Source organism: Nocardia yamanashiensis NBRC 100130, assembly GCF_001613325.1.
GTDB lineage: Bacteria > Actinomycetota > Actinomycetes > Mycobacteriales > Mycobacteriaceae > Nocardia > Nocardia yamanashiensis.
In genome coordinates this window covers 204,320-226,590 of the sequence record NZ_BDCD01000011.1, presented here as the reverse complement: position 1 = coordinate 226,590, position 22,271 = coordinate 204,320, and the positions used below count along the sequence as shown (strand labels likewise).

18 protein-coding genes are annotated in these 22,271 nt (G+C 69.4%); 5 read left to right on the top strand and 13 right to left on the bottom strand.

Annotated features, from left to right (window positions below):
• Window positions 1-59 precede the first annotated feature (59 nt).
• Window positions 60-2,183: an NAD-dependent DNA ligase LigA gene (ligA, locus tag NY1_RS11660; protein WP_067711078.1), complete on the bottom strand. Its 2,124-nt coding sequence runs from the start codon at window positions 2,181-2,183 to the stop codon at window positions 60-62.
• 148 nt (window positions 2,184-2,331) lie between these two features.
• On the opposite strand from ligA, the gene NY1_RS11655 reads away from it, so the two are divergent.
• On the top strand, window positions 2,332-2,751 hold the full coding sequence (locus NY1_RS11655; protein WP_067711076.1) for a PPOX class F420-dependent oxidoreductase: 420 nt from the start codon (window positions 2,332-2,334) through the stop codon (window positions 2,749-2,751).
• 1 nt (window position 2,752) lies between these two features.
• On the opposite strand, the gene NY1_RS11650 is transcribed toward NY1_RS11655, so the two are convergent.
• On the bottom strand, window positions 2,753-3,544 hold the full coding sequence (locus NY1_RS11650; protein ID WP_067711074.1) for an ArsR/SmtB family transcription factor: 792 nt from the start codon (window positions 3,542-3,544) through the stop codon (window positions 2,753-2,755).
• A gap of 165 nt (window positions 3,545-3,709) precedes the next feature.
• On the opposite strand from NY1_RS11650, the gene NY1_RS11645 reads away from it, so the two are divergent.
• A complete protein-coding gene (locus NY1_RS11645; RefSeq protein ID WP_067711511.1) occupies window positions 3,710-4,954 on the top strand; it encodes an AAA family ATPase in 1,245 nt (414 codons plus the stop codon).
• Window positions 4,955-5,010: 56 nt separating this feature from the next.
• Window positions 5,011-5,382: a hypothetical protein gene (locus NY1_RS11640; RefSeq protein WP_174567175.1), complete on the top strand. Its 372-nt coding sequence runs from the start codon at window positions 5,011-5,013 to the stop codon at window positions 5,380-5,382.
• Here NY1_RS11640 and NY1_RS11635 read toward each other — a convergent pair whose 3' ends face one another.
• The 4 genes from NY1_RS11635 to NY1_RS11620 form a co-directional block, all read right to left on the bottom strand.
• On the bottom strand, window positions 5,383-6,432 hold the full coding sequence (locus NY1_RS11635) for a methionine synthase (protein WP_233434288.1): 1,050 nt from the start codon (window positions 6,430-6,432) through the stop codon (window positions 5,383-5,385).
• Window positions 6,433-6,811: 379 nt separating this feature from the next.
• A complete protein-coding gene (gene mnmA / locus NY1_RS11630) occupies window positions 6,812-7,933 on the bottom strand; it encodes a tRNA 2-thiouridine(34) synthase MnmA (RefSeq protein WP_067711070.1) in 1,122 nt (373 codons plus the stop codon).
• Window positions 7,934-9,154 (bottom strand): cysteine desulfurase family protein, encoded by a 1,221-nt coding sequence (locus tag NY1_RS11625; protein WP_067711068.1) that lies wholly within the window; start codon window positions 9,152-9,154, stop codon window positions 7,934-7,936.
• A 160-nt stretch (window positions 9,155-9,314) separates the two neighbouring features.
• Window positions 9,315-10,679: a flavin monoamine oxidase family protein gene (locus NY1_RS11620; RefSeq protein ID WP_067711066.1), complete on the bottom strand. Its 1,365-nt coding sequence runs from the start codon at window positions 10,677-10,679 to the stop codon at window positions 9,315-9,317.
• Between the two features lie 61 nt (window positions 10,680-10,740).
• On the opposite strand from NY1_RS11620, the gene NY1_RS41905 reads away from it, so the two are divergent.
• A complete protein-coding gene (locus tag NY1_RS41905; protein WP_369690432.1) occupies window positions 10,741-12,360 on the top strand; it encodes an alpha/beta fold hydrolase in 1,620 nt (539 codons plus the stop codon).
• 183 nt (window positions 12,361-12,543) lie between these two features.
• On the top strand, window positions 12,544-13,431 hold the full coding sequence (locus NY1_RS11610) for an SGNH/GDSL hydrolase family protein (RefSeq protein WP_169815336.1): 888 nt from the start codon (window positions 12,544-12,546) through the stop codon (window positions 13,429-13,431).
• Window positions 13,432-13,471: 40 nt separating this feature from the next.
• Here the strand turns inward: NY1_RS11610 and NY1_RS11605 are convergent, their stop codons facing one another.
• Genes NY1_RS11605 through NY1_RS11575 form a run of 7 tightly spaced genes read right to left on the bottom strand, consistent with a single transcriptional unit; the run spans window position 13,472 to window position 22,102 of the window.
• Entirely contained in the window at window positions 13,472-14,623 is a 1,152-nt protein-coding gene (locus tag NY1_RS11605) for a glycosyltransferase (RefSeq protein ID WP_067711064.1), read from the bottom strand.
• Between the two features lie 3 nt (window positions 14,624-14,626).
• Entirely contained in the window at window positions 14,627-15,880 is a 1,254-nt protein-coding gene (locus NY1_RS11600; RefSeq protein ID WP_067711063.1) for a glycosyltransferase, read from the bottom strand.
• The gene (locus NY1_RS11595; protein WP_067711061.1) at window positions 15,877-17,127 is read right to left on the bottom strand and encodes a glycosyltransferase; all 1,251 of its coding nucleotides are present in this window, start codon (window positions 17,125-17,127) and stop codon (window positions 15,877-15,879) included. The genes NY1_RS11600 and NY1_RS11595 overlap by 4 nt, the downstream gene beginning before the upstream one ends.
• Window positions 17,124-18,395 carry a condensation domain-containing protein gene (locus NY1_RS11590; protein WP_067711059.1) on the bottom strand — a complete coding sequence of 424 codons (1,272 nt, stop codon included), beginning with the start codon at window positions 18,393-18,395 and terminating at the stop codon, window positions 17,124-17,126. Before NY1_RS11590 ends, NY1_RS11595 begins: the two co-directional genes overlap by 4 nt.
• A 31-nt stretch (window positions 18,396-18,426) precedes the next feature.
• Window positions 18,427-19,638: a GNAT family N-acetyltransferase gene (locus NY1_RS11585; protein ID WP_067711057.1), complete on the bottom strand. Its 1,212-nt coding sequence runs from the start codon at window positions 19,636-19,638 to the stop codon at window positions 18,427-18,429.
• Window positions 19,635-20,918, bottom strand: a complete 1,284-nt coding sequence (locus NY1_RS11580; RefSeq protein ID WP_067711055.1) for a DegT/DnrJ/EryC1/StrS family aminotransferase — start codon at window positions 20,916-20,918, stop codon at window positions 19,635-19,637. Before NY1_RS11580 ends, NY1_RS11585 begins: the two co-directional genes overlap by 4 nt.
• A gap of 5 nt (window positions 20,919-20,923) precedes the next feature.
• Window positions 20,924-22,102, bottom strand: a complete 1,179-nt coding sequence (locus NY1_RS11575) for a 2-deoxy-scyllo-inosose synthase (RefSeq protein ID WP_067711053.1) — start codon at window positions 22,100-22,102, stop codon at window positions 20,924-20,926.
• Window positions 22,103-22,271: the final 169 nt, after the last annotated feature.

Here is a 22,271-nt window from a genome sequence, read left to right as displayed (position 1 = left end):
CATCGCCAAAAAAACCAAACCCCCATCATTCCCATTCCCCGTGGAACGACCGCGGTCGGCTATTCGCTCGATTCCTCGGCGGTGTCGCCGGACGCCGGTGTGACGGCTTCCGGGCCGCCTTCCAGCAGGAGGCGGAAGCCGTCCTCGTCCAGGATCGGGACGCCGAGTTCTTCAGCCTTGTCGGCTTTGGAGCCGGGTGAGTCGCCGATCACTACGAAAGCTGTTTTCTTGGAGACGGATCCGGCCGCTTTGCCGCCTCGGATGAGGATCGCTTCCTTGGCGCCGTCGCGGGTGAAGGTTTGCAGGGAGCCGGTGACGACGATGGAGAGGCCTTCGAGGTTGCGTTCGATGGATTCGTCGCGTTCGTCTTCCATGCGGACGCCGGCCGCGGCCCATTTGTCGACGATGTCGAGATGCCATGGGACGGTGAACCATTCGGCCAGGGATTCGGCGATGGTGGGGCCGACGCCGTCGACGGCGGCGAGTTCCTCGGCGGATGCGGCGCGGATGGCATCCATGCTGCCCAGGGCGGATGCCAGGGCGCGGGCGGCGGTGGGGCCGACGTGGCGGATGGACAGGCCCACCAGGACGCGCCAGAGGGGGCGGTCCTTGGCGGTTTCGAGGTTCTGGAGCAGGCGGCGGGCGTTCTGGGTGAGCTCGCCCTTCTGGTTGGTGAAGAGGGAGGTGGTGAGGAGTTTGTCCTCGTCGAGGGAGAACAGGTCGCCTTCGTCGCCGATGGCGCCGGACTTGAGCAGGTCGACGGCGGCCTCGTAACCGAGGGCTTCGATATCGAAGGAGCCGCGGCCGGCGACGTGAAAGACGCGCTCCCGCAACTGCGCCGGGCAGTACTGCTGGTTCGGGCAGCGGATGTCGGCGTCGCCTTCCTTGGCGGGGGCGAGTTCGGTGCCGCATTCGGGGCAGTGGGTGGGCATGACGAAGGGGCGTTCGGCGCCGGTGCGCGCGTCCACCACGGGGCCGAGCACTTCGGGAATCACGTCACCGGCCTTGCGGATGGTGACGGTGTCGCCGATCAGCACGCCCTTGCGCCGCACCTCGGACGCGTTGTGCAGGGTCGCCATCGCCACCGTGGAGCCCGCGACGGTGACCGGCTGCATGACCGCGAACGGCGTAACCCGGCCGGTGCGACCGACATTCACCTGGATGTCGAGCAGTTTGGTGGTGGCTTCCTCGGGCGGATACTTGTACGCGATGGCCCAGCGCGGCGCGCGCGAGGTTGCGCCGAGCCGCCGTTGCAGCGAGAACTCGTCGACCTTGACCACCTGGCCGTCGATCTCGTGCTCGATATCGTGCCGGTGCTCGCCCCAGTACTTGACCCGATCCACCACCGCGTCCGCGCCCTGCACCCGCACGGTGTGCGCCGACACCGGCAGCCCCCAGGCCGCCAGCGCCCGGTACGCCTCGTACTGCGATTCCGGGTTGAAGCCTTCCAGCCGCCCGAAACCGTGGCAGATCATCCGCAGGCGGCGGCGCGCGGTCACCGCCGGATCCTTCTGCCGCAGCGAACCGGCCGCGGTATTGCGCGGATTCGCGTACGGCGGTTTGCCTTCCGCGACGATGGACGCGTTCAGCGCTTCGAAATCCTCCAGCGTCATGAACGCCTCGCCGCGCACCTCCAGCAGTTTCGGCACCGGGAAGTCGGCACTGGCGCTGAGCTGATGCGGAATGTCCTCGATGGTGCGGGCATTGAGCGTGACGTCCTCGCCGGTGCGGCCGTCGCCACGGGTGGCGCCGCGCACCAGCTTCCCGTCCTCGTACACCAGGTTCAGCGCGACGCCGTCGATCTTGACCTCGCACACGTAGTGGATATCGGTGCCGGCCTCGGCCTCGACGCGGCTGATCCACTGCCGCATCTCGTCCTCGCTGAACACATTGTCCAGCGAGTACATCCGTTCCAGATGGTCCACGGGCTGGAAGTCGGTGGTGAAACCGCCGCCCACCACCTGGGTCGGGGAATCGGGCGTGCGTAGGTCCGGATGCGCTTCCTCGAGCGCGAGAAGGCGATTGAACAGCTCGTCGAATTCGCCGTCGGTGACGATGGGCGCGTCCCGCACGTAGTAGCGGAACTGGTGGTCGCGCACCTCTTCGGCCAGCCGCTGATACTCGACGCGCTGGTCCCCGCTCGCGGCGGCCTGCCCGTCCCCGTCCGTCTGGGTGATGTCCATGCCCGATTCGCTCACCCCAGGAACACTAGTCGAGCCCACCGACACCTTTGCGCGACATTCGCGCACGTCGCGCCATGAATCGCCGAGATTTTCACGATCGCGCGACGGGTCCGGGAACAGCCCTCGCGCGGGCCGGGTTGCAGCACACATGAACCTGGAGACGGCCGTCGAGTTCGCGCGCTCCCACCCCAAATCCGTCCTCGCGACGATCCGCCGCGACACCCGCCCGCAGCTGTCCAATGTGCTGCACTGGGTCGGCCCGGACGGGGTCGTCCGCATCTCCATCACCGCGGACCGCGCCAAGTATCACAATCTGCGCCGCGAACCCTGGGCGGCGCTGAACATCAGCAGCGACGACTTCTGGTCGTACGTGGTGCTGGAGGGCGAGGCCGAGATCTCGCCCGTCGCACAGGATCCCGCCGATGCCACGGTGGACGAACTGGTCGACTACTACCGGGCGCTCAGCGGCGAGCACGAGGACTGGGACGACTATCGCCGCGCCATGGTGGCCGACCGCCGGGCCGTCGTGCGTCTCACGCCGACCCGGGCCTACGGCCTGCTGCGCTGACTCATTCCGCCGGTTCGGGCAGCACCTCTCCGGTCTCGAGCAGGGTCTTGAGGCTGGAGAGGATGGCGGGCCAGCCTTCGGTGATGCCCGCGAGCATGGCGCTGCCCGGGTCGAAGCCGTTGTGCACCACGGTGAGTTTGACCGTCTCCCCCACCGGTTCCAGTTCGAAGGTGACGATGGAGCGGGATTCGGTGGACAGCTGTGCGAAATCCTCGGCGCTGAAACCGAACTGGTCGGCGAACGCCTGATCGACGGTGTGCCAGGTGTAGGACAGGGTGCGGTACGGGTCGGCGGTGACGACCACCTGTTCCGGATCCTTGCTGACCCAGCCCTGCTGCTCCCAGGTCATGGGTGAGCCCGGCCGCCAATCGGTTTCGAAGGTGGCGCCCCAGTAGCGCTTGGTGAAGGCCGGATCGGTCAGGGCCTGCCACAGCTTCTCGGGGGTGGTGCGGATGTAGGTGGTGTAGACGAATTCCTCGCTCATGGTCGCGCTCTCCAATGCGGATTTGAGGTCGGCGAGGGCGTGTACCCGCGCTCGGTCGTATCGATTGATCCAGCGGTCGGCGATGGCATTGACGGGTTCGGCATTGAGATAGTGCAGTTTCTCGCGGCCGCGGCGCACGGTGGTGACCAGGTTGGCCGCTTCCAGCACGGCCAGGTGCTTGCTCACCGCCTGCCTGGTCATGGCCAGGCCGGTGCAGAGTTCGCGCAGGGTCTGACCATTGCGTTCGTTGAGGGCGTCCAGCAGTCTGCGCCGATTCGGGTCGGCCAGCGCCTTGAACACCTCGTCCACCTGGCACCTCACACCATCGCTATAGGCAACCCTTTGGTTGCGTAATCGAGAATAGGCAACCTTTAGGTTGCATGTCAAGGTTTGCCGACCGGTTTCCGCGCCTCGCGGAACATGACCGAAAAGGGCGAGTCGCAATTCCGTGCGCCGACCGGCATGATTTCGCTTGTGTTGCGCAGTTTTCAGGTGACGAATCATCGATCTCTCGCCGAACCGCAGGAATTGCGGCTGACCCGCGGTAGCGGGGCGGTCGCCACGCCCGTCACCGCCGTGTACGGGGCCGCCGCCACGGGCAAGACCGGATTGGTCGACGCCCTGGACCGGATGCGCGACGCCGTGCTGAACTCGGTCACCGGGTGGGATCCCTACTCCGGGCCGGTCCGCACCCCGCACATCGGATTCGCGGATCGCCCTTCGGAATTCGTGGCGCACTTCGTGGCCGAGGGCTGCCCGTACACCTACGGGTTCAAGCTCGACAACGCCGATGTGAAAGCCGAATGGCTGCACTCTCATCCGCACAATCGCAAGCGGGTGGTGTACGAGCGTTCCGGTGACGAGGTGCGCATCGGGCCCATGTTCGAGGCCACCCGTTACGGTCTGGGCGCGGTCGTCCCGCTGGTGCGCCCGAATGCCTTGCTGCTCAGCCTGTCCGGCCAGCTGTACGCCGAACCCCTGGTGCCGGCCTACCGCTGGTTCCAGTCGCTGCTCGAAGTGCAGTGCGGCCAGCCCGATCCCGCCGAGATCGCGCACCGGGTGGGCGCGCACATCTCCCGCTCCACCGATCACGCGGTCCGGCTGCTCACCCTGCTGCGCGCCGCCGACCTCGGCATCACCGATCTGCTGCTGCCGACCGACGACCCCATGTACGCCGACTACCTGCGCGATCTGGACACCGATATCGCCGCCACCACAAAGGAAATCGAGAACTGCACCATCTCGGCGAACTACGCCGAGGAGATGTTCCTCGAACACGGCATCACCGTCACCCTGCTGCAACGCGAACTGGCCAACCTGTACGCCGCCCGCGATGCCCTCTACTCCCGCATGGTGGCGCGCCGCGGCGTCGGCCTCGGCCTGTCCCACGAAGGCATCGAGACCGCCTTCGACATCACCGACGAATCCAGCGCCACCCTCGCCATGCTGCGTCTGCTCCCGCCCATGCTGGACGCCCTGGACACCGGCGGCGTGTTGGCCATCGACGATATCGACGCGCACCTCACCCCCGAGACCGCCGACAGCCTGATCCAGCTGTTCCAGAACCCCGAAACCAATACCCAGGGTGCGCAGCTGGTCTTCACCACCGCCAATCGCACCCTGATCGATCGCGGCAACGGCCGTTCCCAGTCCAAGCGCACCACCGTCTGGCAATTGCGCCGCGCCGAATTCGGCATGTCGGAACTGATGCCCCAATAGCGGCGCGACACCTCAGGGCGGCCGCTCCCCGACGACCTGCGCCTAGCATGGTGCTCATGCTGATGCAGTTCGTGTTCCTACTGCTGATCGGTGGCGCGCTCGCCGCGACCCTCGCCTACTACTTCCGCGCCCGCAAAGGCGGCGGCCCGGTCACGAACGCCGAATCCGGCATCCTGCACGTCACCGGCGTCAGCCCTCGTCCCGACGTCCCCGGCGAACAGTACGTGACCCTCAGCGGCAGCATCTCCGGCCCGACGGTTTTCGCCCACGAGGTCTACGGGCGCTTCGCCTGGGACACCGGCCAGTGGCCGTCGACGGGCGATCAGATCCCGGTCGTCTACCCCGCGGGCAAACCCGACAACTGGCAGCTGGACCATCCGGGCGCCCGCCCGTACTTCGGTTCGAAGCCGCCGCGCGATCCGCGGTAGTCAGTCGAAGTTCAGGGCTTCGGGCTCGTCGGCGTAGGCGTGCGCGGTTTCGGCGGTCAGGGCCAGGGCCGTGCGGGCCCAGGACAGCGAAGCGCCGGAAAGGCCGCAGGCTGGGGTGACCAGGATCTGGTCGGCGAGGCGGCGGCGGGGGAAGCCGAGGCGGTCCATCAGCCGGACGCCGGGTTCGGCGATTTCCTTCCACGTCGGGGGCTTGGCCGGGGCCGTGGTGGGGACCAGGCCCAGGGCCAGGTATTTACCGGCTTCGAGGGCTTCGCCTACCGCGTCCAGGTGCTTGGTGGCGATGGTGGCCAGGTCGAAACCGATTGCGGCGGCACGGGTTTTGCGCAACACGTCCAGGGGTGGGGGTTCGGCGCAGGAGTGGATCAGCACCGGGTGGTCCTGATGGCCGATGAGCGTGTCCAGGACGTGCAGGGCTTCGGGTTCCGGCAGGGCGCGCACGGTGTTCATGACGCTGGGGCCGCGCAGGGAACCCTCGAGGACCGCGTTCAGCAGGGGTTCGTCGAGCTGGATCAGGACGTCGGCGGCCAGGCGTTTGGCGACCTCGGCGGCGTGGTTCGCCAGGCCCTCGGCGAGGGATTCGGAAAGGTCGCGCAGGGCGCCGGCGTCGGTGAGGACGCGGTGGCCGTGCGGGAGTTCCACTTCGGCGGCCAGGGTGAGAGGTCCGCTCACCTGGAGTTTGACGGTGCGGCCGGTATTGGTGAGACCGGCTGTCTCCCAGGCTTCTTCGAGGGCGTCGAGGTCGGTGCGCAGGAGATCGCGGGCCCGGCGGGCCACGGCGCCGGGGCGCGGGGCCAGCCGGTAGCCGCGGGTGGTGCTGTCGAACCGCATATCGACCAGGAGGCCCGAGACGCGGCCGATCATGTCCGCGCCGACGCCGCGGGCCGGCAGTTCCACCAGGTGCGGGAGGTCGCCGAGTTCGCCGACCACGGTCGCCGCGGCTTCGCGGGGGTCGGTGCCGGGCCAGGAGCCGACACCGGTCGCGATGCCGCCGCGCAGGCCGGGCGTGGTCCGTTCGTCGTGATCAACCACGCCACTGCTCACTCGTGCGTCCCCGTTTCGCCGTGCTGTTCCCGCGACGGCTGTTCATCCGATGCGCTCGGCAGCTGATTCCATTGTTCGAGCGGAGGGTCCTGCCATTCCGGATTCCGCCGCGCCCGGGCCTGTTCGGCCGCTTCCCGGCAGCTCACTCCCGGATCGGTGACGGTTCCGGGCAGTATCCGGCGTTTCGGCCGGACCGGCCGTCGTCGAATTCGTGCTCCCATACCAGAATCCGCTGCCCGCACCAGACGGGACGCGAGGGCTACCCGCATCCCCGGTGCGACGAATCGCCGCACATCCACGGCTCCCAAGTTACCCGCGCGCGGCGGCCGAGGTTCGGTGGTCGCCGATCGCAGGCAGCGTTCGGCGCTCACCGGGCGTTATCCGCGACCAGTTCGCTTGCCCGCGTGTGCGGTTCGCGGCCGGTGCCGGAGATGGTGCCGCTGCCGAGCACTTCGTCGCCGGCCGTGTCGGGGCGGTAGAGCACCACGGCCTGGCCCTTGGCGACGCCGGTGAGCGGTTCGCGCAGGTGCACCACCAGGCCGCCGTCCACCGGTTCGGCGACGGCGGGCGCGGTGCCGCCGTGCGCGCGGACCTGCACGATGCATTCGATCGGGCCGTCGGGGGTCTGACCCGAAGTCCAGATGGCGCGGTCGGCGAGCACGGTCCAGACCTCGAGGTCCTGCACCGAACCGACGCTGACCGTGCCGGATTCGGGATCGATGCCGGTGACGTAGCGCGGCTTGCCGTCGGCGGCCGGACCGGGCAGGCCCAGGCCCTTGCGCTGGCCGATGGTGAAACCGTGCACGCCATCGTGATCGCCCAGCTTGGTGCCGTCGGCGTCGACGACCGCGCCCGGGCGGATGCCGATCTTGGCGCCCAGGAAGGCGCGGGTGTCACCGGAGGGGATGAAGCAGATGTCGTGGCTGTCGGGCTTGTCGGCCACGGCCAGCCCGCGCTCGGCGGCTTCGGCGCGGATCTGCGGCTTGGGGGTGTCGCCGACCGGGAACATGGCCCGGGACAGCTGATCCGCGGTCAGCACCGCCAGCACATAGGACTGGTCCTTGTCGGCGTCCACCGCGCGGCGCAGCACGCCGTCCTCGAGGCGCGCGTAATGGCCGGTGACCACGGCGTCGAAGCCGAGCGCCACCGCGCGATCCGCCAGCGCCGAGAACTTGATCTTCTCGTTGCAGCGCAGGCACGGGTTCGGGGTCTCCCCCGCGGCGTAGGCGGCGACGAAATCGTCGATCACGTCTTCCTTGAAGCGGTCCGCGAAATCCCAGACGTAGAACGGGATTCCGAGCACATCGGCGGCGCGGCGGGCGTCGCCGGCGTCCTCCTTGGAGCAGCATCCGCGCGATCCGGTGCGCAGCGTGCCCGGGGACGCCGACAGCGCCAGGTGCACGCCGACCACCTCGTGTCCGGCGTCCACGGCGCGGGCGGCCGCCACCGCGGAATCCACACCACCACTCATCGCGGCAAGTACTCGCATCTAGAAGCCTCCCTTCGCTCCGGCCAGTCCGGCCGCCTTCGCCCGCTCCACCACCTGCGGCAACGCGGCCAGCAGGGCATCGATATCGGCGTCGGTCGAATTGTGTCCCAATGAGAATCGCAAGGATCCGCGCGCCAGCGCCGGTTCCACGCCCATGGCCAGCAGCACATGGGAGGGTCCGGCGACACCGGCATTGCAGGCGGATCCGGTCGAGCATTCGATCCCGGCGGCGTCCAGCAGCATGAGCAGCGAATCGCCTTCGCAACCCGGGAAGGTGAAGTGGGCGTTGCCCGCCAGCCGCCGGTCGCCGGTCGCGCCGTTGAGCACCGCGTCCGGGAACAGGTCCTGGACTCCGGCGATCAGCCGATCGCGCAGCCGCTCGAGTTCCACGGTGCGCGCGGGCAGCCCGGCGACGGTCTCGCGAATGGCAGCGGCCAGTCCGGCCGCGCCCGGTACGTCCGAGGTCCCCGACCGCAGGTCGCGTTCGTGCCCGCCGCCGTGCAGCAACGGCACCACGCCGACCTGCCGGCCCAGCAGCAGCACCCCGACGCCGTGTGGGCCGCCGACCTTGTGCCCCGCGAAGCTCGCGGCGGCCAGCCCGCTGCGCCCGAAGTCGATGGGCAGCTGGGCGGCGGCCTGCACCGCGTCGCTGTGCATGGGCACGTCGAATTCCTGTGCCACCGCCGCCAATTCGGCGATCGGCTGGATGGTGCCCACCTCGTTGTTGGCCCACATGATGCTGACCAGCGCGGTGTCCTCGGCGTGCGCGGCCAGGGCGTCGCGCAGCGTGCGCGGCGAGACGACGCCGTCGGCGTCCACCTCCAGCCACGTCACCTGCGCGCCTTCGTGCTGTTCCAGCCATTCCACGGTGTCCAGCACCGCGTGATGCTCGACCGCGCTCACCAGGATCCGGTTCCGCTTCGGGTCGGCGTCCCGCCGCGCCCAGAAGATCCCCTTGACGGCGAGATTGTCGCTCTCGGTCCCGCCGCTGGTGAAGATCACTTCCGAGGGCCGCGCCCCCAGCCCCGCCGCGATCGACTCCCGCGATTCCTCGAGGCACCGCCGCGCGGCGCGCCCCGACCCGTGCAGCGACGACGCATTGCCCACCTGCCCCAGCGCAGCGCACATCACCTCGATGGCGACCGGGAACATGGGTGTAGTGGCCGCGTGATCGAGGTAGACCGTCTGGGCACCGACCGGACCCGGGAAAGCCGACTTCATGACCGATAAAGCCTATCCCATCGTTGACCTGCGCAACCTTGGGGTATCTCCCCGCAGTACGCGCCGACGCGCGGGCGTGCACGCCCTGTGGGCAACCCACTTGGCGCCGTGCGCATTCCCGGCCGCGCTGTCCGGTGCTACGACGCCGCGGGGCACTCGGCTAGGCCGGGGCGCGTTGCGCCACGATGGCGGCGGCGGCCGAGCGGCCCATGCGGACGGCGCCGTCGACGTGCTGGAATCCGTGGCCGGCCAGGTCCGAGCAGGCGAAGTGCATGGGGCCGACCGGGTCGCGGTGGTCGTGGCCGTAGCGGGTCAGGCCGCCGAGGTCGAAGCTGACGCCGTAGGCGCCGCGGGTCCATTCCTCGGCGCCCCAGTCGGATTCGTAGAAGACGATCGGGTCGGCGGCTTCGGGGCCGAGGTAGCGGACCAGGCAGTCGAGGGCGGTGCGGCGGCGTTCGGCGGGGTCCATGGCGAAGTAGGCGTCGGCCTGTTCGTGGGCGATGAAGCCGACCATGGCGCCGTTGCCCGCGCCGTGATTGGTGTTGTCGTAGACCTCGGAGACCATGTCGGTGTCGCTGAAGCCGGTGCCGGACAGGCCTTTTTCCCGCCAGAACGGGGTCGGGTAGACCGCGTGCACCTTGACCACGAATCCGAACGACATGTGCTGGTACATCTGGTGCCGGCGGCGCGGCAGCGGCGGATCGAAACTGATGGCGGAGTACAGGTTCGGCGGCACCGCGAGCACCAGGCGGTCCGCGCGCACTTCGAGATCGCCGTCGGCGAAGACGGTCACGCCGTCCTCGGACCAGCGCACCCGGCGCACCGGCGATTCGAGATGCACGTCCGCGCCCAGTGACGCGGCCAGTCGCTGCGAGACCTGCTGCATGCCGCCGACCACCCGCTTGTCGAGCATGAAGGTGTCGGTGGCCAGCGCGGTGTAGGAGCCTTGGGCGGCGGCCATGTGCAGGGCCTGCAGCGCGGAGAAGGTGTGCGCGGGTTTGGTCAGCATCGCCCCGGCGACGAAGAAGGACACGGTCTCGCGCGCGTATTCGTTGTCCGAGTGGCGCTCCAGCCAGCTGCTGAACGGCACCGAATCCAGTTCCGCCGCGCGCGGATGCGCCCACGGCGTCTCGGCGCCGACCTCGGCCGCCAGTTCGTCCAGCAATGCCAGCAAGCGGTCGATCTCGGCGGCGGTCTCGGCGGGCGCGGGGAACACGTCGCCGATGAACTGCTGCCGGGTGCCGTCGGCGGCCAGGTACACGGACTCGCCCTCGCGGTAGCGCGAGAAGGTCTTCAGCCCCAGCTCATCCACCAGTTCCAGCGCCGCGGTGTGATGGGGCGAGAGCCACTGCCCGCCGATCTCGATCATGGCGCCGTCGATGTCGCCGGTCCAGGTACGACCGCCGACCCGATCCCGGGCCTCCAGCACGGCCACCGTCAGACCGGCCTTCCGCAATTCCACTGCGGCGGTCAGACCGGACGGCCCCGCGCCCACGATCACGACATCACGAGCAATGGCCACCATGCGAACTCCTCAGCCGCCGATTCGAAGACCCTCCGGATAGCCCGAAGGTAGCGGTATCAGTATGTCCGAGCCCACACCGATCCCGCGCGCGCCATTTCGGCGCACCGGACCACCCGCGAGCGCCATATCGGCGTGGCGGACGTCACCCGAATCGAGTGTCAGGTTCCGCCCGGCCGCGCGGTCAGACGATCGTCACCCGCGAGCAATCGGCTCCGGGGACGGCTATCGGAGAGATATGGGCATGGAGATTCCCCGGATCACCCACGGATTCGCCACGGTCGGCGAGGTACGGGTCTTTTACCGGGAGGCGGGGCCCGCGGATGGGTTGCCGCTGTTGTTACTGCACGGCTTTCCGAGCGCTTCACACCAGTTCAGGCGGTTGATGGATGCACTGGGCACCCGATTCCGGTTGATCGCGCCCGACTATCCGGGATTCGGGCACACCGAGGCGCCTGCCGATTTCGAGTACTCCTTCGATCGGCTGGCCGAGGTCGTCGAAGGCTTCGTGACGGCGCTCGGGCTGCGGCGGTTCGTGTTGTACGCCTTCGATTTCGGTGGGCCGGTGGGGTTGCGGCTGGCGGCGCGGCGGCCGGAAGCGATCGCGGGGCTGATCGTGCAGAACGCCAACGCCTACGCGAAAGGGCTGTCGGAGCTGGCGCGGGAGACCATCGGGGAGCCGGCCGAAGCGCTCGGCGACCTGTTCACGCTGCCGGTCACCCGGAGTCAATACGAAGGCGGGACAACCGATCCCGGCTCGATCTCGCCGGACGGCTGGACCTTGGACCAGCATTTCCTCGAGCTGCCAGGCCGTAAGGAGGCACAGCTGGCGCTGGCCTTGGACTACCGCTCGAACGTCGCTCGCTATCCGGAGTGGCAGGCCTGGCTGCGGGAGCAGCAGCCGCCCACGCTGATCCTGTGGGGCCGCAACGACGCCTTCTTCCCGGAGGCCGGGGCGCGGGCGTACCTGCGGGATCTGCCCGCCGCCGAACTGCACCTGTTCGAGACGGGCCATTTCGCGCTGGAAGAGAAGCTGCCGGAGATCGCGCCGCTGATCGCCGGATTCATGGAAAGGGTCGGCTCGATGAAGCTCGCGGTGATCGGTGCGTCCGGCAATCTCGGCAGTCTGGTGGTGGCCGAGGCGCGCTCTCGCGGCCATGCGGTGACCGCGCTGGACAGTACGGATGTGGATGTCACCGATGCCGTTTCGGTCGAGAAGGCGGTGCGCGGGCACGACGCGGTCGTGGTCGCGGTGAAGGGGCCCGATCATCTGGTGCCCCGCGCGGCGAAGGCTCTGCTGGAAGCGCTGCCGGCGGCGGGCGTGCGGCGGCTGGTGTTCCTCGGTGGCGGCGGCAGCCTGCTGTCCGAGGACGGGACGCCGTTCGTCGAATCCCCGCATTTCCCGGCGCAATACCTGGAGACCGCCCTCGACCAGTCCGAGGCGCTGCGCCTGCTGCGTGCCGCCGACGGGGTGGTCGACTGGTCCTATGCCAGCCCGCCGCCGGTGCATCTGATTCCGGGCGCGAAGACCGGCGGCTATCGGGCCGAGGCCCGGGACACTCCGCTCACCGATGCGGCGGGTGAAAGCCGGATCAGCACCGGCGATTACGCGGCCGCCATCATCGACGCCGTGGAGCGCGGGACGTTCGTGCGCGAACGCTTCACCGCCGCGACCATCGACTGAGGGACGGCGGCGTCACCGTGGGTTCCGGTGACGCCGCCCGCTCGCGGCCGCGCCCCCGAATCCGGGGGTGGAGGAATTGGGGGACGGTGAATGCGGCCGGAGTCGCCCGCGAGCGGGACCGTGGTGCTTAGACTCACGGGCCAGATGAAAGCGTTTCGTTTCAGTTTGTTGGGCGGTTGTGCCATGAGGTCTTGGATCGCGGTGGCGTTGGCGGTCGTGGCGTCCACGATCGGGGCCGGGCCGGTGACGGCCGCGCCAGCCGCAGGCAAAGCGCTTGTGGTGCTGGGGGATTCGTTCAGCGCCAACCAATGGGTGGTGGATTCGCAGGCGGTGGAATGCCGGCACGGGGAGACTTCCTGGCCGACCCGGCTGAGCCGCCTGATGGGGGTCGCGGACAGCGCCGACTATCTGGATATGTCGTGCCCGGGGGCCGCGCTCGACACCCCGCCGAGCCATACCGCCGCGTGGGAGGCCAAGCAGGCCGACGAGAAGGGGGCGTTCGGGCCGCGAACCAAGGTGGTGGCCTTGCAGTTCGGGCTCAACGATCGCTGGGGCGGCAACGAGGCGACGCTGTGGTACGCGCTGCAGCAGTGCGTGCTGGATCTGGTCCGCGGGTGCGGGGCGGATGCCGCGGTGCCGAGCCGCAGCATGGATTCCAGCGACATCACCCCGGAGCGGTATGCCGAGCGGCTGCGGAACGTGATCACGTACGTGAAGTACTACGCGCCGAACGCCCGCATCGTGCTGGTCGGCTATCCGGAACTGTTCCGCGCCGGACAGGATGCGGTGTGCTTCAGCGCTTTCGGCGTGCTGCGGTTCGTGCAGCCGCGCGGGCAGGCGGCCATCGATTCGGTGAATCGGCTCGATCAGGCGCAGCGGGCGGCGGCGCGGCTGCTGGGCGTGGAGTTCTTCGATGCCCGGGCGGCGACCGCGGGCCACGGGCTGTGCTCGGAGCAGTCGTGGATCAACGACTATCAGGATCCGCGCGATCCGGGCGCGATTCCGTTCCATCCGTCCGCGCGCAGCGACGAGGTCGTGGCGAACGGGATCCACGCGCAGGCCGGCCGCTGACAATCCAGCGACCGGCCGTTCACGCCCCTGCCCGGGCAGTTCACCGCAAATAGGCTTCGATGGCTCGCACCGACGCGCCGATACCGTCCTCGGCGTCGATGAGCGCGCCCAGCCGAGCGGCATTGGCGCGCAAGGCCGGATCGGTGACGGCGGCGCGCAGCGCGTCGGCGAGCGCGTCGGCGGTCAGCTCCCGCAACGGGATCGTCCTGGGACTGACCCCGAGGTCGAGCAGCCGCTGCGCCCAGTACGGCTGATCGACGCCGCCGGGTACGGCGACGGCCGGTACGCCCGCGCGCAGACCGGCCGCGGTGGTGCCCGCACCGCAGTGGTGGACCACGGCGGCCATGCGCGGGAACAGCCAGTCGTGCGGCACGCTGTCGACGGTCAGCACATCGGCAATCTCGACATCCAGCTTCAGCCAGCCCGATTGGACGATGCCGCGCACGCCTGCCAGCCGCAATGCCTCGGCGACCACGGCCGACAGGTCCTCGCGCTGATCGGCCCCGTCGGTGGTGCTGCCGAATCCGATGAAGACCGGCGGCGGCCCGGCCGCCAGGAAATCCACCAGTTCGGCGGACGGCTCCCAGCCCAGCGGGCGCGGCGTCCACCAGTAGCCCGCAACCATCCGGTCCGGCGGCCATTCCGGCGGCAATTGCATGACGTGCGTCGAAAAGCCGTGCAGCACGAACTTTTCGGACTCCCGGAACCGTTCCTCGAGTTCCCGGGTGGAGATCTCGGGCAGTCCCAGTTCACGCCGCACCGCGTGCCCGGCCTCGGCGGCTCCGGGATGCATCGGCCCGTTCCCGAAATCGCCGGTGGGAAAGAACCGCAACCCGATGACCGGTATGCCCTTGAATTCGGCGAGCGAGTAGCTCGCGAGCTCCACCGCCATACCGGTCAGCAGGGCGTCGGCGGGCTGATCGCGGACCGCTTCGATCACGCCCTTGCTGAGCACCCGCAGCGTGTACGCGAAGTCCTGCGACGCGGTTTCGTGCAGTATCGGATTGTCCGGGTCGAACTCGAAACCCGAAGCCATGTACAGGTATTCGAGCCCGCATCCGGTGACCAGGCTCTCGAAGAGCGGGTGCGCGGCGAAGGCGACGTCGTGCCCCGCCGCCTGCAAGCCGACCCCGAGCCCGACCAGCGGTGCGACATCCCCGTGGGTGCCGACGGCGATCATGATCAGTCGCATGGGCTAGCCCCTGCCGAGCGCGGCCATATGGGCTTCGATGGCCTTGACCGCGGCTCCCGCACCGTCCTCCTGCGCGATGGCCGCCCCGAGCCGTGCCGCATTGGCCCGGTAGGACTCGTCCTCGGTGAGCGCCCGCAGCGTGCCGACCAGGTGATCGGTCGTCATCTTGCGCAGCGAAATGGTGCCCGGGCTCACCCCGTGATCGATCAGCCGCTGCGCCCAGAACCCCTGATCCGCCTGCCCCGGCACCCCGGCCGCTGGAATCCCCGCGCGCAGACTCGCCGACGCAGTGCCAGCCCCCGCGTGATGGATGGCCGCCGAGATGCGCGGGAACAGCCAGTCGTAGGGCACGGTGCCGATATTGAGCACGTCGTCTCCGGCGATATCGAGTTCCAGCCACCCGGATTGCACCACCGCCCGCCCGCCGAAGCGCCGCAGCGCCGCGTTGACGATGGCCGACATCTCCTCCTTCTTGCCGGAACGTGCGGTGGTGCTGCCGAATCCGATGAACACCGGCGGCGGCCCGGCGGCCAGGAAATCCACCAGGTCGGCGGGCGGCTCCCAGTCGGCGGGCCGGGGCGGCCACCAGTAGCCGGTCACCAGCTCATTGCGCCGCCAGTCGTGCGGGCGCGGTGACACGGCGGGCGAATAACCGTGCAGGATAAGCCAATCCGCCGCGTCTCGCCGCCGCCGTAGCTCCCGCACCGGCACCTTCGGCAGCCCCAGATCGCGGCGCAGATCGGCGATGATATTGCGGAAGATGAAGTCGTAGAGCCCCGCTCCGACCTCGGCGATCCGCCGATTGCCCCAGCCGCCGAGCGAACGCGCGCCACCGCACAGCGCCGGCTGGAACTCGGCGGTCGCCGAGGTCGGGGCCAGTCGCATGCCGATCGCCGGAATCCCCTTGGCCTCGGCCAGTGCGTGTCCCGCCGCCTCGGACATGGGCGTGATGAGCAGGGCGTCCGCGGGTTCGTCGATGAGCGCCTCGATGACGGTCTCGTTGAGGAACCGCTGCCCGCTCGGCCGGGCCAGGGTCTTGGCCTTCTCGTGGTGCAGGAAGTTGGGATCGGCCGGATCGATCTCCAGGTCGGCGCCCATGACCCGCAGGTCGAGTCCCGCGTCCAGGACCATCTCCTTGTAGATGCAGTGCGCCGCCATCACCACCTCGTGGCCCGAATCCCGCAGGCGCAGTGCGACATCCAGCAATGGCGCGAAGTCCCCGCGGGTGCCGATGGGTGCGATGATGAATCTACTCATCCGAGTTCTCCGCTCAGGCGTGCTTCGATGGCCTTGACCGCCTGTCCCGCACCGTCTTCCGTGGCGATGGCGGCGGCGAGCCGGGTGGCGTTGCGGCGCAGGGTCTCGTCGGTGGTCACCCGTTGCAGCGCCGAGGCCAGCCGTCCCGCCGACAGTTTCGGATGCGGGATGGTGGCGGCGCTGACCCCGAGGTCGAGCAGCCGCTGCGCCCAGAACGGCTGATCGGAGTACACCGGGACGCCGATGGCGGGCACTCCGGCGCGCAGTCCGGCCGCGGTGGTGCCCGCGCCGCAGTGGTGCACCACGGCCGCCGCGCGCGGGAACAGCCAGTCGTGCGGCACCTCGCCGATGGTGAGGATGTCGTCGCCGCTGACATCCAGTTGCAGCCAACCGGATTGGACGATGCCGCGCACCCCGGACCGGCGCAGCGCCTGCCCCACCACGTCCGAGATCTCGGCGCTGCGGGTGGCGCTGTCGACCACGCTGCCGAAGCCGATGAAGACCGGCGGCGGCCCGGCGGCCAGGAAGTCGAGGAGTTCGGCGGGCGGCTCCCAGGCGAGGGGTTGCGGCGGCCACCAGTAGCCGGTCACTTCCAGCCCCGGCCGCCAGTCGGCGGGCCGGGGCAGCACCGAGGTCGAGAAACCGTGCAGGATCAGCCATTGCGCGGCGGTGCGCCGGCGCCGCAGTTCCCGGGCGGAGGCCGCGGGCAGCCCGAGTTCCTTCCGGAACGCCGCGACCGGCCCGGCGTAGAACTTGTCGAGCACCCAGCCCCCGAGATCGGCGGCGAGGCGGTTCCCGAGCGGCCCGAACGAGCGCGGTCCCAGGGCGCTGGGCGGGTGCGCGCTGGTCGCGGACATGGGCTGGAATCGCAGGCCGATGGCCGGGATCCCCTTGGCCTCGGCCAGCTGGAAGCCCGCGAGTTCGGTGAGCTGGCCCAGCAGCAGCGCGTCGGCGGGTTCGTCGCGCAGCGCCGCGATCATCCCCTCCCCCATGGCCCGGACCCCGGCGGGCGATCCGAAGGTCCATTCCATCTTGCGTTTGTCGGTGATGTCGGCGCTGGTCATATCGAAGTCGAGATTCGTTGCCATGGGCCGGAATTCGAGCCCGGTGCCGGTGATCAGCTCGGCGAACATGTCGTGCGCGGCCATCACCGCCTCGTGCCCGGCGTCGCGCAATGCCGCACCCAGTCCGAGCAGCGGCGCGATATCGCCGCGGCTGCCGATGGCGGCGATGATCAATCTGCTCAAGACAGCTCCACCGTCTCGAGAATCTCTCGCCAGCGCGTCACGATGGCGTCCACCCGCACCGCGCCCAGCGCCCCCTCGGGCGAATGCACCGAATAGTGCACCTGGTCGGTGCCTTCCGGTTTGCTCGCGCCGAGGAACATGCTCAGGTCGAACATGGTGAGCCGCGCCTGTTCCCGTGAGTGCGCGTCCGGAATCCACACGCCCAGATCACCGAGGAAGTTGAAGTAGAACTTGGGGAAGTTGAATTTCACGAACTCCGGCCAGCTGTCGGGATGATGCCAGCACAGCAGCGTGAAGTCCTCCGGATGCTCGGGGTATCCGGCGATGGAGTCCCGTAGCCGCGCCGCGAGATCGCCGTCGAAAGGCCGCACCAGCCAGGGGTAGTCGTCGGAGAGCCAGGCCACGGTGCGGGCCAGGTCGGTGCCGGGCCGCAGCCGGCTGTAGCGTCCGTGCTTCTGCACCTGGATGGGCCGCGCCACCCCGGTCACGTCCTCGATGGCCAATCCCAGTGCGACGAGCAGGATCCGGGTGTAGGTGGCGTCGAAGGCGGCGGGAAGCGCGGTGAACAGGCGTTCCGCCAGCGCACCGTCGATCACGCCGTCGACGTGCGCGGCGGCCGGAGTCGCTTCCCGCACCGGAAGATTCGGTTCGCTGTCGGTGCTGGCCAGCCAGTACCCGAGTTCGCCCGCCCGGCTGGGGGCGAGCTCGTCGAGGAAGGTCGCCCATTCCGAGCCGGTGGTGGCTTCCGGTTGCAGCGAAATCGGTTCGCCCGCAGCCCATTGCGCGGTGTAGGTGGCGACGTCGTCCCACAGCACCCACATGGCCACGCCGTCGATGGCGATGTGATGCGCGGTCAGCAGCAGAATGCTGACGTCGTAGGAGCGGGTGAACAGCACCGCGGTCACGATCTTGCCGGCGGCGGGGTTCAGGCGCAGATTGTTCTTCGCGCCTTCCTCTTCCATCAACGCCACCAGCTTGTCCGGTGCCAGGCCCTCGATATCGACCTGCCGTACATCGACCCGCTCGAGATCGACCACCCCGCCGGATGCGCCCTCGATCAGGCAGGCGGCGGCTTCCCCGTAGCTGTAGCGGCTGCGCAGGGATTCGTGATTGTCGATGATCGCGTTGACCATCGCCCGCGCATCGTCCACGGTCATGGCCACCGGCACCGGACAGGGAATGGTGATTCCGAAGACGTCGGGGTTGGAATCCCAGACGAGGAATCGTTTGGCGGCGGCGGTGAGCCGCCCGGGACGCAGTTCGGTCATGTCTTTCCTGATCTTTCGAAGGTGCGGCCGGTCAGACCGCGGTGATATTGACGGGCCGCCGGTCGGGCATGAGCGCGTTGTCGAGCGCGGTCACGGCTCCGGCGGTGAGTTCCTGAATCCGTCCGGCCCGCCACAGTTCGAGGGGTGTGTGCGCGCCGAAGTAGGCGCTGGCCAGCTCGACCGGGCCGACCCGCACATCCGGCGGAGTGCCCGCGGGGGCGGGTTCCCAGCGGCCCTCCCCCGCGCTGACGTCGAACTCGAACAGCCCGGAACCCATGCCGTAGGGATCGGTCACCTCGATGACGCCGTGGAAGTCGGCCCGGTAGGCGCGGCGTTCGAAGGCCTTGGGCGCGTTGAGGACGAACATGCGCAGTTCGGCCCCGACCCCGGTGACGGCGGTGACGCGTGGATCCTCGAAGAGCAGCGGGGTCGGGTCGTCGAGCGCGGTCTCGAGCTGGATTTCCGCGTATTCGGTGTGCCCGAGCAGGCAGCGCAGCAGTTCACGATGGGCGGCGGGGGTGACGGCGCAGAAGTCGCGCACCCGCACCACGTCGCCGATCAGGTCGTAGAGCACGTATCCGTCCGGGTGCACGATGACGAAGGATTCGTCGTCGAAGGTCGCCGCCCAGAAATGCGCGCTGCGATCCAGTGCCCCGGGCGTGCCGCGCTGCCAGCGTTCGTAGATCTCCCGGATGAGCGGCCGGGCCGCGCCGGGGCGCGATTCCCGGCACCAGCCCGAATCGTCGGCTCCGGCCAGGAGTTTCGCGCGCCGCCGGTCGATGCGCAGGGAGCGGGTGTGCGCCGCCGGGCCCGCGTAGCCGTAGTGCGCGCCCGGCCCGGGTGCGCCGCCGAACACGTCGGCATCGAATTCCTGGGCGATGTACAGGGTTTCGGCTTGCAGCCGGGCATAGATGCCGCGCTTCTGATGCGTCGGCGCGATCAGCCCCTGCGCGCACACCGCGGCGCGCAGTTGCCCGCCGCCGGGCGCGGTGATCCGCATGCGCAGCACCGCCAGGCTGCCGACCAGGAACGGCGCGTCCGGATCCGAGACGTCCTCGGCGACAGCGATATCGGAGAGCCGGAACTGCCGCCGCCAGCTCGCGACGTCCTTGGCGCGAATGCCGCCGAAGGCCCGGTCGTAGGCATCGTGCAGGGCGTCCCAGTCGTCTTCGCGCGCCCGCCGGACGTGCAAGCCGTCCATGGACACGGTCTGCCATCGGGCCATCAAATCCACCGTGGTCATACGCCAACACCTTTCGTCGTGAGTGAATCGGCGTGGAAGCGCACCTTTTCCAGGGCGGTGAGGATGTCCTCGACCTCGGTGCGCGCCCCGAGCAGCACGCTGTGATGCAGCAGCAGGGTGTGGTCGCGGTAGTGGTCGGCCGCCGGGAAGGCGCGGCCGCCCGCCCGCTCGACGGCGGGATTCCAGAAGCGGGCGAAGCGCGGCTTGGTGTGCGGGCGCAGTAATTCGCTGCGGTGCAGGGGAACCCGGGGCGGATAGACCTTCACGCCCAGTTCGGCGGTCAGCGCGGCGGCCACCGCCTCGATCGAGGCTGCACCGAAAGTCCCTGCCCGGAACCGGATTCCGTACTCGTACACGGCGCGGCGATCCACCTGGGCGGGCACCGGGATCGGGCCCAGCCCCGGGATGGCGGCCAGCCCGGCCTCGAGTTCGGCGGCCCGCAGTTCCCGGTGTTCGTGCTGGGCGTCGAGCCGGGGCAGCTGATCCAGCAGCACCGCCGCGGTCAGTTCGGACATGCAGTAGTTCGCGCCCATGATGTCGCCGCGTTCGACCAGCTCGTATTCACCGGGCACGGGATCGTGTTCGGTGTAGCCGCGAGAGTCCGCGCGCAGCAACAGCATCCGCTGATACAGCTGCCTGCGGTCGGTGATCACCGCGCCGCCTTCCCCGCCCGCGAGGGTCTTGGCCGCGCCGAGGCTGAACACCCCGGCATTGCCGAAGGTGCCGACCATCCGCCCGGCCCACCGGGTGCCGTGCGCCTGCGAGCAGTCCTCGATGAGCGGGATGCCCTCGGTGCAGGTGGCGGCCAGCACGTCGTCCAGATCGACGGCGGTGCAGGCCAGATGCACGGCGATCACCGCGCGGGTCCGGGAAGTCACCGCCGCGCGAATGGATTCCCCGGTGACGCAGCCGGATTCGGCGTCCACGTCCACCAGCACCGGCACCGCGCCGACCCGCAGCACCGCGGTGGCGGGCGCGACCCAGGTGAGCGCCGGGACGATCACCTCGTCGCCGGGGCCGATGCCGAGCGCTTCCAGGGTGATCACCAGCGCGCTGGAACCGTGATCGACGCTCACCCCGTACGCGGCCCCGTTGTAGCGCGCGAATTCCGCGCCGAACAAGCGTTCCCGGGATTTCCCGCCGCGCGGGCTGTACCAGCTGACCGACCAGCGATCCGACCGCAGGGCCGCGAGCACCGCCGCTTCGGTGCGCGCGTCGTGCTGCGGCCAGCGCGGCCACGCCGCCGTACGCACCGGCTTCCCGCCGTCCATCGCCAGCATGATCGCTACCCCGCCGCCGGGAGCGCGGCCGGTCGCCGCGCGAGCACGTCCAGGGCGGCGCGAATCTCACCGTGGGACACCGGAACCAAAGGCAGGTCGCCCGTCATGGCGGGTCGCCCGAGCGCCCGCAGCAGCACGAACGGCACACTGTCCGCGCGCGGCTCGAGGTAGCCCTTCTTGTTGTCGTCGGCGATCACCCGCAGCACGTCGTCCACGCCCACCCGGTCCGGCAGGCCCGGCTGTACGCCCAGCCCGGTCACGATCTCGTAGTGCGTGCGCACCGCGTCGTCGGACAGCCACCCGCGAGCCTGCGAGATGTGCGCCGCCACCAGCATTCCCAGCGCGATGGCCACCCCGTGCGGCAGCCCGTCCGCGCCCCGGGCCCGATGGTCGCACAGCTCGATGGCGTGCCCGGTGGTGTGCCCGTACTCCAGTACCAGCCCGGCCCGCCGCTCGAAGGTGTCGTCCCCGGTGACCGCCGATTTGGCGTCGATGCTGGCGTCGAGGAGCCATTCCAGGGCCCGCGGCGCACCCAGGTCACCGCCCGCGATGACCGCGCGCAGGCCCTCGATCGATTCCGGTCGAATGGCGAGGCAATTCTTGGCCATTTCGCACAGCCCGGAACGCAATTCGCGAATCGGCAGGCTGGTGAAGAAACGCACATCGGTATACACGGCGACGGGTGCGTAATAGGTGCCGAGACCGTTCTTGCCGACCGGACTGTTTATCGCCTGTTTCAGCGACAGCACCGAATCCATGGCGGCGATGGTGGTGGTCGGCACGTGCACCAGTCGCACGCCGCGGAAGAGCAGGCTGGCCATCAAGCCGGCGAGATTGCCCGGCACGCCGCCGCCGAAGGACACCACCACCGACCGCCGGGTGGCACCGGCCGCCAGCGCCGCTTCGAGGTGTTCCGCCAGGCAGGACAGGGTTTTCATGGATTCGCCGGCCGGATGGGTGAGCACCACGGACGGGGTCCGCTCACCCAGCCGCGCCAGCACCCCGGAGTACAGCGCGCGGACCTGATCGTCGGTCACCACCACGAGCAGATCCGCGCCCAGCCCGGCCAGCCCGTCGGCGATTTCACCGACGCAATCGGCCCCGAAGAAATAGGGAAACGATCGGTCACCGATTCGAATGGTGCGCGAATGCAATCCCGAGCGTTCCGGCCACTTCGTATTCACACAGCAAGAATCGAATGCGAAGTCGCACAGGGCAACCGCTCGGATGCCCCAGTCATGACCTCACCTATTGCCCGGTACCACCGCCCGGAACGCCGGGCGCGGCGGTACCACCGGCAGTGGTGGTGCGAGATTCGGCACACCTTCGGAAGTGTCGAACCGGCGGACAGAA

Coding starts and splice junctions, on each gene's coding strand:
- ligA (WP_067711078.1), bottom strand. CDS start 2,183: ATGGACATCACCCAGACGGACGGGGACGGGCAGGCCGCCGCGAGCGGG.
- NY1_RS11655 (WP_067711076.1), top strand. CDS start 2,332: ATGAACCTGGAGACGGCCGTCGAGTTCGCGCGCTCCCACCCCAAATCC.
- NY1_RS11640 (WP_174567175.1), top strand. CDS start 5,011: ATGCTGATGCAGTTCGTGTTCCTACTGCTGATCGGTGGCGCGCTCGCC.
- mnmA (WP_067711070.1), bottom strand. CDS start 7,933: ATGCGAGTACTTGCCGCGATGAGTGGTGGTGTGGATTCCGCGGTGGCG.
- NY1_RS11625 (WP_067711068.1), bottom strand. CDS start 9,154: ATGAAGTCGGCTTTCCCGGGTCCGGTCGGTGCCCAGACGGTCTACCTC.
- NY1_RS11620 (WP_067711066.1), bottom strand. CDS start 10,679: ATGGTGGCCATTGCTCGTGATGTCGTGATCGTGGGCGCGGGGCCGTCC.
- NY1_RS41905 (WP_369690432.1), top strand. CDS start 10,741: ATGTCCGAGCCCACACCGATCCCGCGCGCGCCATTTCGGCGCACCGGA.
- NY1_RS11610 (WP_169815336.1), top strand. CDS start 12,544: ATGAGGTCTTGGATCGCGGTGGCGTTGGCGGTCGTGGCGTCCACGATC.
- NY1_RS11605 (WP_067711064.1), bottom strand. CDS start 14,623: ATGCGACTGATCATGATCGCCGTCGGCACCCACGGGGATGTCGCACCG.
- NY1_RS11600 (WP_067711063.1), bottom strand. CDS start 15,880: ATGAGTAGATTCATCATCGCACCCATCGGCACCCGCGGGGACTTCGCG.
- NY1_RS11590 (WP_067711059.1), bottom strand. CDS start 18,395: ATGACCGAACTGCGTCCCGGGCGGCTCACCGCCGCCGCCAAACGATTC.
- NY1_RS11585 (WP_067711057.1), bottom strand. CDS start 19,638: ATGACCACGGTGGATTTGATGGCCCGATGGCAGACCGTGTCCATGGAC.
- NY1_RS11580 (WP_067711055.1), bottom strand. CDS start 20,918: ATGCTGGCGATGGACGGCGGGAAGCCGGTGCGTACGGCGGCGTGGCCG.